This is a genomic window from Curtobacterium sp. VKM Ac-2889, from assembly GCF_015350855.1.
GTDB lineage: Bacteria > Actinomycetota > Actinomycetes > Actinomycetales > Microbacteriaceae > Curtobacterium > Curtobacterium poinsettiae.
Window position 1 is genome coordinate 140,395 of record NZ_JADKSC010000003.1, and the last position, 13,890, is coordinate 154,284.

The 13,890-nt window shown below is 71.8% G+C and carries 14 protein-coding genes; 7 read left to right on the forward strand and 7 right to left on the reverse strand.

Features of this window, described 5'->3' with window-relative positions:
- The first annotated feature begins 114 nt into the window (after window positions 1-114).
- Window positions 115-300 (forward strand): hypothetical protein, encoded by a 186-nt coding sequence (locus ITJ50_RS10885; protein WP_159557959.1) that lies wholly within the window; start codon window positions 115-117, stop codon window positions 298-300.
- A gap of 24 nt (window positions 301-324) precedes the next feature.
- Here the strand turns inward: ITJ50_RS10885 and ITJ50_RS10890 are convergent, their stop codons facing one another.
- On the reverse strand, window positions 325-783 hold the full coding sequence (locus tag ITJ50_RS10890; protein ID WP_017888184.1) for a hypothetical protein: 459 nt from the start codon (window positions 781-783) through the stop codon (window positions 325-327).
- A 411-nt stretch (window positions 784-1,194) separates the two neighbouring features.
- Here ITJ50_RS10890 and ITJ50_RS10895 point away from each other — a divergent pair, with 411 nt between their 5' ends.
- On the forward strand, window positions 1,195-2,457 hold the full coding sequence (locus tag ITJ50_RS10895) for an MFS transporter (protein WP_194590491.1): 1,263 nt from the start codon (window positions 1,195-1,197) through the stop codon (window positions 2,455-2,457).
- Between the two features lie 169 nt (window positions 2,458-2,626).
- Here ITJ50_RS10895 and ITJ50_RS10900 read toward each other — a convergent pair whose 3' ends face one another.
- From ITJ50_RS10900 to ITJ50_RS10925, 6 genes are all read right to left on the reverse strand, one after another.
- Complete coding sequence (locus tag ITJ50_RS10900) at window positions 2,627-3,298, reverse strand: response regulator (protein WP_194590492.1); 672 nt, start codon at window positions 3,296-3,298, stop codon at window positions 2,627-2,629.
- Between the two features lie 87 nt (window positions 3,299-3,385).
- A complete protein-coding gene (locus ITJ50_RS10905; RefSeq protein WP_017888181.1) occupies window positions 3,386-4,708 on the reverse strand; it encodes a hypothetical protein in 1,323 nt (440 codons plus the stop codon).
- A complete protein-coding gene (locus ITJ50_RS10910; RefSeq protein WP_071250945.1) occupies window positions 4,705-5,862 on the reverse strand; it encodes a sensor histidine kinase in 1,158 nt (385 codons plus the stop codon). The genes ITJ50_RS10905 and ITJ50_RS10910 overlap by 4 nt, the downstream gene beginning before the upstream one ends.
- Before the next feature lie 135 nt (window positions 5,863-5,997).
- The gene (gene metX / locus ITJ50_RS10915) at window positions 5,998-7,200 is read right to left on the reverse strand and encodes a homoserine O-acetyltransferase MetX (protein ID WP_194590493.1); all 1,203 of its coding nucleotides are present in this window, start codon (window positions 7,198-7,200) and stop codon (window positions 5,998-6,000) included.
- A 264-nt stretch (window positions 7,201-7,464) separates the two neighbouring features.
- Window positions 7,465-8,796 (reverse strand): bifunctional o-acetylhomoserine/o-acetylserine sulfhydrylase, encoded by a 1,332-nt coding sequence (locus ITJ50_RS10920; protein ID WP_017888178.1) that lies wholly within the window; start codon window positions 8,794-8,796, stop codon window positions 7,465-7,467.
- 390 nt (window positions 8,797-9,186) lie between these two features.
- The gene (locus ITJ50_RS10925) at window positions 9,187-10,278 is read right to left on the reverse strand and encodes an acyltransferase family protein (protein ID WP_017888177.1); all 1,092 of its coding nucleotides are present in this window, start codon (window positions 10,276-10,278) and stop codon (window positions 9,187-9,189) included.
- Between the two features lie 123 nt (window positions 10,279-10,401).
- Between ITJ50_RS10925 and ITJ50_RS10930 the strand changes: the two genes are divergently transcribed.
- The 5 genes from ITJ50_RS10930 (at window position 10,402) to ITJ50_RS10950 (ending at window position 13,816) form a co-directional block, all read left to right on the forward strand.
- Window positions 10,402-11,175, forward strand: a complete 774-nt coding sequence (locus ITJ50_RS10930; protein ID WP_031260283.1) for an SDR family oxidoreductase — start codon at window positions 10,402-10,404, stop codon at window positions 11,173-11,175.
- Window positions 11,176-11,268: 93 nt separating this feature from the next.
- Window positions 11,269-11,796 (forward strand): phosphoribosyltransferase, encoded by a 528-nt coding sequence (locus ITJ50_RS10935; protein ID WP_017888175.1) that lies wholly within the window; start codon window positions 11,269-11,271, stop codon window positions 11,794-11,796.
- Complete coding sequence (locus ITJ50_RS10940) at window positions 11,793-12,512, forward strand: Type 1 glutamine amidotransferase-like domain-containing protein (protein WP_194590494.1); 720 nt, start codon at window positions 11,793-11,795, stop codon at window positions 12,510-12,512. The genes ITJ50_RS10935 and ITJ50_RS10940 overlap by 4 nt, the downstream gene beginning before the upstream one ends.
- A 5-nt stretch (window positions 12,513-12,517) precedes the next feature.
- A complete protein-coding gene (locus ITJ50_RS10945; protein ID WP_194590495.1) occupies window positions 12,518-13,201 on the forward strand; it encodes a uracil-DNA glycosylase in 684 nt (227 codons plus the stop codon).
- Between the two features lie 9 nt (window positions 13,202-13,210).
- A complete protein-coding gene (locus ITJ50_RS10950; protein WP_042539612.1) occupies window positions 13,211-13,816 on the forward strand; it encodes a GNAT family N-acetyltransferase in 606 nt (201 codons plus the stop codon).
- Window positions 13,817-13,890: the final 74 nt, after the last annotated feature.

Here is a 13,890-nt window from a genome sequence, read left to right on the forward strand (position 1 = left end):
CGGCGCCGTCGCCCGACACGCCGGACCGGTCCCTCGGATGTCGGTGGCCGGGTGTCTCATGGTCGGCATCGAGCCACTTCCGGTGGCCTCCGAGACGACGATGAGGAGCGCGTGATGATGCACGATGGGTGGTGCCCCGACTGCGACCTGCGAACGGTCGTCATCGACACGGACGAACAGGGCGAGAACGCCTGGGCGAGCTGCGCGGAGTGCGGCACCGGATGGGTGCACCGTGACGAGCTGCCCGATCTGCAGGGTGCGTCGAGCGGTGTCGCCGGGCAGGGTCGCCGCGCAGCCTGACCGCCACGGGTCGGGGCGGTGCCCTCAGCGCTCGAGCGCCCCGTGCACGCCTTCCGCGCGCTGCTGCACCCGCTCGAACACGTAGTCCGGCTCCGGCCGTTCGAGTGACCCCGTGTAGAACCCGAGCACGAAGTCATGGCCGAAGAAGCTCGTGTGATGCTGGTACGCGGTGGCGAACGACTTCTCGCCACTGTCGAGCCGGACCACGCCGAACTGCCCTTCGGCCACGGTCCATGTGCCGTCGGCCGACACGGTGCTCGGGCGGGACCTGCAGGCGTCGAGCTGGTACCCGCCGTTCCCCGAGCCGTCGCAGACCAGGGCAGCGGGGAAGTCCTGTGCCCGGAATGTGCCGTCCTCGTCCAGCACCAGCACCGACTGCCCCCGGTCGTCCTGTGCCCACGTTCCGACGAATCCCTGCTGGACGTCTCCGGGGCTCGGCGTGGCGGGCACCCCGGAGCAGGCTGCGAGCAGCAGGGAACTCACCGCCAGGACGCCAGAGAAGCCCGCCCTGTTCCTCCGTGTCACCGGTCCACCGCCCCCGTCCGTGTCGTGCGCATCGTTCGACCGCAGCGCCTCGGTGCTCGCCAGGAGCGCCCGGCCGGGAGCGCGGCCCGTTCCGGCCACTGTAGTTGCGTGCGCTTCCGTTCGCCCTTTGGAGCGGTCTACACTGCTGAGACCGGGTCGTCGCGGCAGTCACCCACGACGCCGCCCGGACCGTCCCGTTCGTCGCTGAACCCGGACCGGCACCTCCGGTCGTGACGGCGTGATCGACCGTCGCACGCACGCACTGCGCGGACCGGTCTGCCGAACCGGCTGCAGCCGTCGCCGCGTTCCCGATCGCCGCGGTCCCGCACTGCGGACAGTTCTATCTCCCTCCCGCACAGAACAGGCCCCATGTCACAGCTCACGCCTGCGCGTCGCACCCTCGCGCTCATCTCGCTCGCCCTCGGTGGCTTCGCCATCGGCTCGACCGAGTTCGTCGCGATGGGTCTGCTGCCGAACATCGCGCAGGCCCTGCTCCCCGAGCAGTACGGCATCGACCCCGACGCCGGGATCGCCCACGCTGGCTGGCTGGTCAGCGCGTACGCCCTCGGGGTGGTGGTCGGTGCGCCGACCATCGCGGCGATGTCCGCACGGTTCCCGCGCAAGGGCCTGATCCTCGTGCTGCTCGTCGGCTTCGTCGTCGCGACGATCGCGAGCGCCCTGCTGCCCTCGTTCGGCCTGGTGCTCGTCGCCCGCTTCGTGGCCGGGCTGCCGCACGGCGCCTACTTCGGCATCGCCTCGATCGTCGCCGGCGACATGATGGGTCCGGGCAAGCGCGGCAAGGGCATCGCCATGGTGCTGCTCGGTCTGTCGGTCGCGAACGTCGTCGGTGTCCCCGCGATCACCTGGGTCGGCCAGATGGCCGGCTGGCGGGTCGCGTACGGCGTCGTCGCCGCGCTGTTCGCCCTGACGTTCCTGGCCGTCGCGGCCTTCGTGCCGAAGAGCGCCCGCGACGAGCACGCCACGATCGGCCGTGAGCTCCGGGCGTTCCGCGTGCCGCAGGTGTGGATCGTGATGGGCCTCGGCGCCGTCGGGTTCGGTGGCTTCTTCGCGGTGTACTCGTACATCTCCCCGCTCGTGCAGAACGTCACCGGGATGCCGGAGTCGTTCGTGCCGATCGTGCTCGTCGTCGTGGGCATCGGCATGGTCGTCGGCGGTGTGCTCGGCGGACACCTGGCCGACCACAGCGTGAAGCGCACGATCTACGTCGGCATGTTCTCGCTCATCGGAGCCCTGCTCGTCACCGTCCTGACGGCGCAGTGGCTCTGGGGCATGCTGCTCGGCGCGTTCCTGCTCGGTGCGACCTCGTCGGCGATCCCGCCGGCGGTGCAGTCGCGCCTGATGGACGTCGCGGGCGATGCGCGCACGATCGCGGCGGCGCTGAACCACTCGGCGTTCAACATCGGCAACTCGATCGGTGCGGCCCTGGGCGGCGCCGTCATCGCGGCCGGTTTCGGGTTCCTCGCCCCGGGCTGGCTCGGCATCGGCCTGGCGCTGCTCGGTGCGCTCGTCACGATGGCGAGCTACGCCGTCGAACGGCGGAGCACCCGACGCGCTGTCCGTTCCTCGTCGCCGTCCACCGGTCCGATCACCGCACCGGTCCCGACGGCCTGACACGCGGGGTGCGCGTACGCACCCACCGGACGGGAGGCCCGTGGCGGCGCCGCCCCGGGCCTCCCGTCCGTCACGTTGCGCGGAAGACCGCTCCGAGTGAGCAGAAGACGTCGGGTTCCGTGACGGGACCCGACGTCTTCTGCTCACTCGATGCGCGACGCGACGCGCGTCAGAGCCCCAGGGGGCTGCCGTCCTGCACGATGATGCCGTCGGTGATCGCCCGCTTCCGGAGCGCCACCTTCGTGCCGACGTCGAAACCGGCGACGCGGTACTTCTCGCGGATGCGCTTGAGGTAGCTCTTCGCGGTCTCCTCGGAGATGCCGAGCTGGTAGGCGACGCTCTTGACGGGCTCGCCGCCGCCGTACAGGGCCATCACACGACGCTCCTGCGCGCTGAGCTTCGGGACGCCGCCGACGTCGCCGCTGTTGATGGCGAGGTCGAGCTCGGCCGAGACGTACTGCTCGCCGCGCTGGGCGGAGCGGATCGCCTCGACGATCATCTCGGCGTCCTCGCTCTTGACCAGGTAGCCGAGGGCGCCGGCGCCCAGGGCTTCGCGCACGACGTTCGGCTCGGAGTAGGTGCTCATCACGACGGTCTTGACGCCGGCGGTCTTGAGCGTCGAGATCTTCAGCGACACCGGGATGGAGTCCTTGAGGTCCAGGTCCAGCAGCACCACGTCGACCGGGAACGCGGGGCTCGTCAGGAGCTCCGGCCAGGTCGTGACGGCGGCGACCAGGGTGATGTCGTCGGCCGCGTTCCGGATCCACTCCGTGAGCGCGCCGAGGAGCATCCTGTGGTCGTCGACCAGTGCGAGTCGGATCGGTTCCTCTGGAGTCGCCATGCTGGCGTCCTTTCTCGGTGCGGATTGCTCGGCCGATCCTAGGAGGATCCCGGCCGGAAGCGGGTGAGGCGTGCGGGTGTCCGACAGCTACATCGACGGATGTCGGTTCACGACGCAGTGCGCGACGATGTGCAGCGTGCCGTCGCGAACGGTCTCGGTGTACTGGCCGATGCGCTGCAGGGCGCTCCAGGCCGTCGGGCCGAGGCTGCGCCGGGGCACCCCGCGGGACTCGATGACGACGGGCACGTCCATGGTGTCGTCGCTGACCGGGTGGCCGTCGGAGCCGATCGGGCCGAGCGTGACCGAGACGACGGGCATGCCGGGCTGCGCGGTACGGCCGTCGCCGACCATCTGCCAGATCGCCTGCAGCAGGCCGTCGCGCTGCGTGGGGGAGAGGTGTCCGGCCAGGGCGGTCGGGTCCGCGACGCTCACCGAACGACCGAGGTGGTCGGACTCGGTGATCGCGTGGTAGAGCCAGGTCTCGCGGCGGCCCTCGATCAGGTGCAGACGGAGCTCGGTGGCGAGGGACGCGGCGACGGAGCTCGAGGCGTCGGACAACGGCAGCGGGTCGGTGCCGTTCGCGACGGCGTCGAGCAGCTTCTCGGCGGCGAGGTCGAGCCGGGCGAGCTCGTCCGAGGCGAGCATGCCGACGGCGAACTGCGGCGCCTGCACGTTGCTCTGCACGAGCACCCGGTCGAGCTCACGCTGCACGAGCTGGCGGAACCGCTGCACGACGTACAGGGCGAGCGACGGCGGCACGACGACGAGCGAGAGCAGGGAGACGATGCCGGGCAGGGTGTCGTGCGTGATCGGCGTCGACACGACGGCCATCACCACGAACGCGATGCCGAGCACGCCGATGGCGGCGGCGACCTCGCGGGCGGGTCGGAGCGTGGCGATCGGCAGCAGCGCGAACCCGGCTGCCATCGAGGCGCTCGCGGTGTGGGCGATGTCGTGCTCGGGCCAGATGCCGATGAAGTCGAGCGTGACCACGCAGGCCAGCACGACGCAGATCAGCGCGAACGCCGGCCCCGTCAGCCGTTCGCCGTAGGTCAGGACGCTGAGCCCGACCCCGACGGCCGCGACGATGTAGAGCACCCAGGCGACCGTGGGCAGCAACGGGTCGGAGTACTCGTTCCAGCGCACCAGGAAGAACGCGATGCCGGCGACGGCCTCGATCGCGGTGAGGATCGCGGCGCCGAGGCCCAGGTACCCGGCACCGAGTGACGCGCCTGGTTTGGCGGCCTGGCGCAGGGACCGGGCGCCGGTGGACGTCGAGGGGAGTCCTCGGGCCTGGCGGCGCTCGCTCGTGCGGTAGCGCTCGCGCGCCTCGCGACGGGTGCGGGGCGCCGGCGGAGCGGTCTCGCCGGGCAGACTGCGGCCGATGGTGTCCTCGGGGATCCGGCTCATCGCGGTGCCTCCAGGACGACGGTGGTGCCGGAGCCCGGCGCGGAGAAGAGCTTCGCGTCGCCGCCGACCTCGCGCAGACGGTTCACGACGCTCTCCTTGAACCCGAGGCGTTCGGCGCTGACGGTGGTCAGGTCGAAGCCGACACCGGAGTCGGTGACCATGGCTCGGACGACCTCGTTGTCGTGGACGATCGTGACGTGTGCCTCGCCGACGCCGGCGTGCCGACGGACGTTCTCCAGGCACTCGCCGAGTGCGAGCAGGAACGCGTCGAGCACGTTCGACGGCAGCAGGACCTGCCCGGTGCCGTGCCAGCTGACCTCGAGGCCCATCCGGCCGAAGCGCTGCTTGACCGATTCGAGGGTCTGCCCGAGCGGTGATTCCTCTTCGCGGGTGAGCGAGTAGTCGCCGGACTGCGAGGGCTGCGGGGTCGCGCCGAGGCGCAGGTGCCGAAGCAGCCGGGCGTCCTCGGCGGCCTGCTCGCGCATCGCCTGCTCGGAGACGCCGACGCCGGAGTGGGCGAGCAGCGTCAGGGTCGCGAGCACGGTGTCGTGCAGCAGGCGGGCACCCTGGCGTCGCTGCGCCTCGGTCTCGCTGGCCTGCCGTTCGGCGCGGTGGGCGGTGCCGATGCTGTAGATCCGGCGGGCCACGCGGGGGATGCTGCGCGAGATCCAGATCGCCACGACGGCCATCAGGATCCACCCGAGCAGTGCGCCGCTGACCGGGGTCGACAGGATCGAACCCGAACCCCAGACCATGAGCCCGACGACCACGCCGCCTCCGGCGATGGTGATGCCGAGCCCGACCGGGTGCCCGCGCTGCGCCATCAGCGGTGCCGAGAGCCCGCCGGCGGCCAGGGGCATCACGGCGCTGGCGATGAGCGGCCGGGCCGTGTCGTCGACGCCGGTGAAGAGCAGCACCATCGTGGCGAGCCCGGCGACGACGACGGCGGCGGTCCACCACACTTCGCCGCCGCGGCCGAAGCACACCAGCGCGGTGATCATCGCGGCGATGCACAGGAGTGCGCCGACGAGGACCGGCACGGGCACGGCTGCAGCGGAGACGATGCCCACGACGCTGACGAGCGCGCAGACGATGCCCACGACACGGGTCGCCGACCGCAGCAAGCGGTCGCGTTCCTGTGCGATGAAGTCCATCGATGTCCTGGTTGGTGACGATCTGGGTGGAGCGGGAAACCGAGCGTCGGTCAGTGCCGAGCTCCACGCCATCATTCCACGCGCGCCACCCGTTGGGGGGTCTTCGGCGCGCCGCCCGCGCTCTGCGGCACCGGTTCAGGACTCGAGCAGCCGCCGCAGGTGCGCCCCGACCTGCTCGTGTTCGATGAGGAACCCGTCGTGTCCGAACTCGCTCTCGATCACCGCCGCGGTGTCACCGTCGAGCGCGTCCGGCACGCCTGCGGCGATCCGGTGCTGGTCCTCGACGGGGAACAGCCGGTCGCTCGAGATGCCCACGACCAGGGTCCGCGCGGTCACGAGCGCCAGCGCCGCCGCCACCCCGCCGCGCCCGGCACCGACGTCGTGCGAGTCCATCGCGTACGTCAGCGTCACGTAGCTCGAGGCGTCGAACCGCCGGGTGAACTTGTTGCCGTGGAAGTCGAGGTAGCTCTCCACCGAGAAGCGTCCGTCGTCGCCGAGCGGTGAGACGTCGCTCTGCCAGGACCGCGCAAAGCGGCTGTTCAGCTCGTCCGAGGCCCGGTAGGTCATGAGCGCCATCCGCCGTGCCAACGACAGTCCGCGGTGCGGCCCCTCGCCGGTGTCGGCCTCGTAGTAGTCGCCGCCCGCGAACGCCGGGTCCATCTGGATCGCCGCCCGCTGCAGCGAGTTCGCCGCGATCTGGTCGGCGGTGGTCTGCGCCGTCGACGCCAGGACCGCCAGCCGCCCGACCCGCGCCGGGTGCGAGACCGCGAACTCGAGGGCGTGCATGCCGCCCATCGATCCGCCGACGACGGCCGCGAAGGTGTCGATGCCGAGCCGGTCGGCGAGCTGCGCCTGCACCTCGACCTGGTCCCGCACCGTCAGGAACGGGAACCGCGAACCCCACTCCGCGCCCGTCGGCGACACCGACGACGGTCCGGTTGTGCCCTGACAGCCGCCGAGCATGTTCGGCGCGATCACGAACCACCGGTCGGTGTCGATCGCCCGGCCGGATCCGACGACGTCGCCCCACCAGCCGGCGGTGCGGTGTCCGGGGCCGGCGGGCCCCGTGACGTGCGAGTCCCCGGTGAGCGCGTGCAGGACGAGCACGGCGTTGTCGCGAGCCGCGTTGAGCGTGCCCCACGTCTCGTACGCCACGCGCACTGACGGCAGGCGGCCGCCGCGCACCCACTGCTCGCCGAGCGACGCGAAGTGCCGTGCACCCGGGTGGTCACCGGGGCGCCAGGCGCCGGTCACGGGCGGCTTGCCCAGGGTGCCGAGTTCGGTGCCGGGCACCAGGGTGGACGGCACGGAGTCCTCGGGGGTCGTCTGCCAGTCCATGGTGCGTCCAGTCTGCCGGGAGGCGCGGGTCGCCGCCGCCGTGTTACGTCACGTCCGGCGCGTGGCCGCGCCCCGGGCCGCGGGTGCCGCTGCCGTGTGTGCGCATGTTCCGACATCGTGCGCGTTGTTCGACTCGTGGATCGTCGCATCATGCACACGTACCGGATGCGTGTGCAACGAACGACGTCCCACGCGTCGATCGACACGTGGGACGTCGCAACATCCACACGCATCGAGCGAGTGGTGCCGGCGGCGCGGCGAGCCCTACGCGCGCTGGCTCTCCTGCGCGACCGCCCGGGCCGCGGCGAGCCCGGCCTCGAGGTCTGCCTTCAGGTCGGCGATGTTCTCGATGCCGACCGACAGGCGCACCAGGCCGGGCGTGACCCCGGTGGTGAGCTGCTGCTCGGGCGTGAGCTGCGAGTGCGTGGTCGACGCCGGGTGGATGACGAGGGAACGGACGTCACCGATGTTCGCCAGGTGCGAGAACAGCTGCAGGTTGTCGACGAACGCCTTGCCCGCGGGCACCCCGCCCTTGAGCTCGAACGACAGCACGGCACCGACGCCCTTCGGCGCGTACCGGTTCGCGGCCGCGTACCAGGGCGACGTCGGCAGGCCCGCGTAGGCGACGGTGGCGACGTCGGGGTGCTGGTCGAGCCACTCGGCGATCTCCTGGGCGTTGGACACGTGCCGCTCGATGCGGAGCGACAGGGTCTCGATGCCCTGCAGCAGCGCGAACGCCGTGTCCGCCGAGTTCGAGGCGCCGAGGTCACGGAGCAGCTGCACCCGGGCCTTGACGATGTAGGCGAGTGCGTCGCCGACGGCCTCGGTGAAGACCGCACCGTGGTACGACGGGTCCGGGGTGCTGAACTCCGGGAACCGGTCGGCGTGCTGTGACCACGCGAACGTCCCGCCGTCGACGATGAGCCCGCCGATGACGGTGCCGTGTCCGCCGAGGAACTTCGTGGCCGAGTGCACGACGATGTCGGCACCGTGCTCGAACGGACGGATCAGGTACGGCGTCGCGATCGTGTTGTCGACGATCAGCGGGACACCGGACTCGTGCGCGACGTCGCTGACCCCGGTGATGTCGAGGACGTTGATCTTCGGGTTGCCGATGGTCTCGGCGAAGAACAGCTTCGTGTTCGGGCGGACGGCGCGGCGCCACTCCTCGAGGTCGTCCTGGTCCTCGACGAACGTCGTCTCGATGCCGAGCTTCGCCAGCGTGTACTTGAACAGGTTGTACGTGCCGCCGTAGATCGACGACGACGACACGATGTGGTCGCCCGCCCCGGCGATGTTCAGGACCGCGTAGGTCTCGGCAGCCTGGCCGGACGCGACGAGCAGGGCCCCCGAACCGCCTTCGAGCGCCGCGATCCGCTGCTCGACGACATCGTTCGTCGGGTTCGTGATCCGGGAGTAGATGTTGCCCGGCTTGGCGAGCGCGAACACGTCGCGCGCTTCGTCCGAGTTCGCGAAGACGTACGAGGTCGTCTTGTAGATCGGCGTCGCTCGGGCCCCCGTGGTCGGGTCCGGCTGCGCGCCGGCGTGGACCTGGGTGGTCTCGAACTGCCAGGCGGCGGCGTCGTTCGTGCTCATCGGTGCTCCTGTCGGGTGCGGTTCTCGTGCGGTCGCGCCGTCGGCCGGGAGGCACGTGCGGCGCTGCGTCCCCGGTCACGGTACGCAGGTGGCCGGGTCCACACCAGCGCACCCGCCTCGGGACGTAACGCGCGCGCCCGACGCGCCGCGGGCCTCCCGGCCGTCCGTCCGCACCGTGCTGTCACCGTCGGACGGTGCGAGGTCGGTGGTTCGGTGCGGCGCTGCCGCGCCGCACGGGACGGGCAAGCTCGCACGGGCCGGAGGAACGCGCACGGTGCGGGGTTCCGTCGGACGGTGCGAGGTCGGTGGTTCGGTGCGGCGCTGCCGCGCCGCACGGGACGGGCAAGCTCGCACGGGCCGGAGGAACGCGCACGGTGCGGGGTGGCACCGCTACGCGGCGTCGCGGCGGAACAGCCAGTCGACCTTCGGCTCGAGCAGCCAGCGCATCCCGCGCCGCACGAAGGGCTGCGCCAGGAAGAGGCTGACGACGCAGGCGATGACGACCATCAGCAGCACGAACGGCCAGGCCGAGTGCTCGCCTGCCAGGACGCCGGACTCCCGGATCGGGTAGAGCACGAACGTGTGGAGCAGGTAGACGTACATCGTCGCGGCGCCGAACCGGGTGATCCAGACGTTCCGGCGGGGGATGAGCACCAGGAACGACGCCGTCAGCAGCGTCGCGAGCAGCATCAGGCCGAAGCGCACCGCGCCGGCCCACCAGGCGTCCTCGCCGAGCCCCGAGTAGGAGTCGTCGTAGAAGAACCAGTGGTGCAGGTCGAACTCCTTGAACTGCGGGATCCAGACCGCGCACGACACCGCCCACGCGGCGAACACCACGGCGGCCGCCACCCGCACCCGGACGACCGTGCGGCGCGACGCCTCGTACCAGCGGTCGAAGACGCCCCACTGCTTGACCTGCCAGCCGAGCAGGAAGAACGGCAGCAGGCTGATCGCACGGGACAGCGAGAGCGTCGAGTCGACGTTGTCGAAGTACCCGACGCCGATGCTGAACACGACCGCCCAGAACAGCGGCCACCGCAGCTGCGCCAGGTACGGCAGGATCAGCTTGAAGATGCCGAGGGCCAGCAGGAACCACAGGGTCCACGTCGGCTGCGTCGGGTTGAAGTCCTTGCCGCCCTCGACGATGCCCTGCACCACGGTCCAGATCGTCTGCATGATGATGTACGGCACGACGATGTCCGTGATCGTCCGGCGCATCCGCTTCGCCGTCGGGGTGTCCGCCGACGAGAAGTACCCGCTGATCACGCCGAACGCCGGCATGTGGAACGCGTAGATGAACGTGTAGAGCGCCAGGGCGTGCTCGCTCGCCGGCGTCTGCCGCTGGATCGCGTGGCCGATGACCACGAGCGTGACCGCGACGAAGCGCGCGGTGTCCCACATCGGGATCCGGCGCGGGGCTCGACCGGGCTCGAGCTGCGTCGCCGGGGCCGAGGGGGCGGGAGGGGCGGCATCCGTCGTCATCGCCGGTCACGTTACCGGATCGTGACCTGGACGGCCTGGTGCGGTGCCGGAACCGTCCCGCTCGGTACGGTGGACGGACCGGGCCACCACGTGCTCCGGTCACCGACGCAGGAGGCAGATCACATGGCAGCACGGCGCGCAGTCGTCACCGGAGCGAGCTCGGGCATCGGGGCGGCCACCGTCCGGCTGTTCCGGTCGCGGGGCTGGGACGTGCTCGCCGTGGCCCGCCGCACCGCGAAGCTCGAAGCGCTCGCCGCCCAGACCGGGGCGGACACCCTGGTGGCCGACATCACGGACGCCGACGACGTGACGGCGCTCGCCGCGCGGGTCGCGGACCTCGGCGGCGCCGACGTCCTGGTGAACAACGCCGGCGGGGCGTTCGGCTCCGCGAGCGTCGAGGAGTCCGACGTCGACGACTGGCGCGCCATGTTCGAGGTCAACGTGATCGGCACGAAGCGAGTGGTCTCCGCGCTGCTGCCGCACCTGCGTGACCGGGCTCGGGTGTCCGGGGGAGCCGACATCGTCACGGTGACCAGCACCGCCGGGTTCGTCGCGTACGAGAACGGCGGCGGCTACAACGCGGCGAAGTTCGCAGAGCACGCCCTGGTCGGCGCACTCCGGCTCGAACTGAACGGCGAGCCGATCCGGGTCGTCGAGATCGCGCCGGGCATGGTGAAGACCGACGAGTTCGCGCTCACCCGGTTCCGCGGCGACGAGCAGAAGGCCGCCGCGGTGTACGACGACGTGCCGGAGCCGCTGGTGGCCGACGACGTCGCCGAGGCGATCGTGCACGCGGTGGAGCTGCCGCCGCACGTGAACCTCGACCTGGTGACGATCCGGCCGGTGGCGCAGTCGGCACAGCACAAGCTGGCGCGCGGCCCGCTGACGCCGCGCTGAGCAGCCGGTACGCCGCGCACCCGGCCACCCGCGCAGCGCCCGGGCGGCGGGCGCGGGTCGCGGGCGTGGGCTCCCTGCCGGTACCGTGGTCGGATGCCGATCAGCAGCGAACCCGAGCCCGCGGCTCCGTCCACCGTGACCGTGACGAGCGGGCCCGAGGTACTCGGCTGGCTGGAGTTCGGTGACGCCGCACGCCTGCTCGCCAAGGACGTCCTGTCCAGTGGCTTCGAGCCCGAGGTCGTCGTCGCCGTCGCCCGCGGCGGACTGATCATCGCCGGCGCCGTGGCGTACGCCCTCGGCACCAAGGAGTGCGGCTCGATCAACGTCGAGTTCTACACCGACGTCGAGCAGCGGCTGGAGGAGCCGGTCGTGCTCGCCCCCGCCCTCGACGCCCCGAGCCTGGCCGGCAAGCGGGTCCTGGTGGTCGACGACGTGTCCGACTCCGGCCGCACCCTGCGCCTGGTGGTCGACATCATCCGGAACGCCGGCGGCGATGTCCGGAGCGCCTGCCTGTACTCGAAGCCCGGCACCGTCCTGGAGCCCGACCACGTGTGGCGCCGGGTCGACGGCTGGATCACATTCCCGTGGAGCGCCCTGGCGCCCGTGACGGCCGAGTCGTGAGCATCCACCTGGTCGGCGGCGGGCTGTTCGCCGCCTCGGACGCCGCCGCGCCGTTCCTCGCCGAGGCCACCGCCCGTTCGGCGGCGGTCGGCCGCAGCGTCCCCCGCATCGCCCTGCTCTCCGTGGCGGGCCCGGACGGCGGCAGCCCGTCGTCGACCGCCGACATCGCCGAGGTCCTCGGCGGTCCGCGAACAGCCGAGGTGCTCGTCACCGAGGTCGCTGCCGGCCAGGTCTTCGACACGACGGTCCTGAGCGACGTCGACGCCCTGCTGATCGGCGGCGGTGTCACGCCCGACTACCTCGCGGCGATCGCGCCGCTGGTGGACCAGCTCCGCCTGCTCGTCTCCGACGGTCTGCCCTACCTCGGCTACTCGGCCGGCGCGATGATCGCCGCCGACCGTGCCCTGGTGGGCGGCTGGCGCATCGGTGGCGTCGAGATCTGCCCCGAGGCCGCGTCCGAGGGCCTGGACGAGGTCGAGCTCCGCGAGGGCCTCGGGCTGGTCGACCTGACGATCGACGTCCACGCGGTGCAGGCCGGCACGCTCGCGCGGCTCATCGCCAGCGCCGAGGCCGAGTTCGTCACCGCCGGGCTCGCGATCGACGAGGACACCACGCTCGTCGTCGGTGAAGGTGCGCTCGAGGTCCGGGGGACCGGCAGTGTCTGGCGCGTGATGGCCGGCGAGGAGTCGGTGTCCGTCGCCACCATGGGTGCGTAGCCGACGTGGAACCGCGGCCGCTCGCCGACCTGGTCGACCCCGGCTGGGCGTCGGCGCTCGCCCCGGTCGAGGACGACGTGCACCGGATCGGTACGTGGCTCCGTGACGAGACCACTGCGGGTCGGCGCTGGCTGCCCGCCGGCGGCGACGTGCTGCGCGCGTTCACGACCCCGTTCGACGCCGTCAAGGTGCTGGTCATCGGCCAGGACCCCTACCCGACGCCCGGCCACCCGATCGGCCTGTCGTTCGCCGTCGACCCCGCGGTCCGTCCGGTGCCGCGGAGCCTGGCGAACATCTACCGCGAGCTGTCCGACGACCTCGGGGTGACACCGCCCGCGCACGGTGACCTGCGGGCGTGGTCCGACCAGGGCGTGCTGCTGCTCAACCGGGTGCTCACCGTGCAGGCGGGTGAGGCCGGCAGCCACCGCGGCAAGGGCTGGGAAGCGGTGACCGACCAGGCCGTCCGAGCGCTCGTCGCCCGCGGTACCCCGCTCGTGGCCGTGCTCTGGGGCGCCCAGGCCGGGTCGGTGCGGCCGCTCCTCGGCGACACCCCGGTCGTCGCCTCGGCCCACCCGAGTCCGCTCAGCGCGTCTCGCGGGTTCTTCGGCAGCCGCCCGTTCTCGCAGGTGAACGCCATGCTCGAGTCGCAGGGCGCACCGTCCGTCGACTGGACGCTGCCCGCTCAGTAGGCTCGGCACGTGCTCGAGGAGGAATACCAGCGACGGCGGGTCCTGCCGCGACACCTGCGTGCCCCGGCGGCGACCGAGACGGCGTTCGAGTACCGCATCCGTGCGGCCGAGGTGGGGGACCTGCCCCACGTGCGCGAGATCCACACGCACTACGTCCGGAACTCGTCGGTGACCTTCGACCCGTCGGCGTTCACGTACGCCGCGTGGAAGAAGCGCTACGACGACATCCGCAAGCGCCGGCTGCCGTTCCTGGTCGCGGAGAACCCCGCCGGGCAGATCCTCGGGTACGCGCTGGTCGACGCGTGGAACCCGCGGGACCGCTCGAACCACGTCGTCGAGGACTCGATCTACCTCGGTGCCGCGTCCGGTGGCAAGGGCCTCGGCCGTGCGCTGATGGAGGCCCTGCTCGACGAGTGCCGGTCGGCCGGGGTGCGCGAGGTGGTGGCGGTCATCGCGGACCGGCAGGCCGAGGCGTCGATCCGGCTGCACGAGCGGCTCGGCTTCGAGGAGGTCGGCCGGATGGGCAAGGTCGGCTACAAGTACGACCGCTGGCTCGGCACCGTCACGATGCGGCTCCGCCTGCGCGGGCCACGGCTGTTCGCCCGCCGCCGCTGACGGCACCGGCACCGGCACCGGTGCCGGTGCCGGCACCGATACGGACCTGACGGACCTGACGGACGTCCGTCACG

Excerpts from the sequence above, each read along its gene's own strand:
- ITJ50_RS10885 (WP_159557959.1), top strand. The coding sequence starts at position 115 with ATGATGCACGATGGGTGGTGCCCCGACTGCGACCTGCGAACGGTCGTC.
- ITJ50_RS10895 (WP_194590491.1), top strand. The coding sequence starts at position 1,195 with ATGTCACAGCTCACGCCTGCGCGTCGCACCCTCGCGCTCATCTCGCTC.
- ITJ50_RS10900 (WP_194590492.1), bottom strand. The coding sequence starts at position 3,298 with ATGGCGACTCCAGAGGAACCGATCCGACTCGCACTGGTCGACGACCAC.
- ITJ50_RS10905 (WP_017888181.1), bottom strand. The coding sequence starts at position 4,708 with ATGAGCCGGATCCCCGAGGACACCATCGGCCGCAGTCTGCCCGGCGAG.
- ITJ50_RS10910 (WP_071250945.1), bottom strand. The coding sequence starts at position 5,862 with ATGGACTTCATCGCACAGGAACGCGACCGCTTGCTGCGGTCGGCGACC.
- metX (WP_194590493.1), bottom strand. The coding sequence starts at position 7,200 with ATGGACTGGCAGACGACCCCCGAGGACTCCGTGCCGTCCACCCTGGTG.
- ITJ50_RS10920 (WP_017888178.1), bottom strand. The coding sequence starts at position 8,796 with ATGAGCACGAACGACGCCGCCGCCTGGCAGTTCGAGACCACCCAGGTC.
- ITJ50_RS10925 (WP_017888177.1), bottom strand. The coding sequence starts at position 10,278 with ATGACGACGGATGCCGCCCCTCCCGCCCCCTCGGCCCCGGCGACGCAG.
- ITJ50_RS10930 (WP_031260283.1), top strand. The coding sequence starts at position 10,402 with ATGGCAGCACGGCGCGCAGTCGTCACCGGAGCGAGCTCGGGCATCGGG.
- ITJ50_RS10935 (WP_017888175.1), top strand. The coding sequence starts at position 11,269 with ATGCCGATCAGCAGCGAACCCGAGCCCGCGGCTCCGTCCACCGTGACC.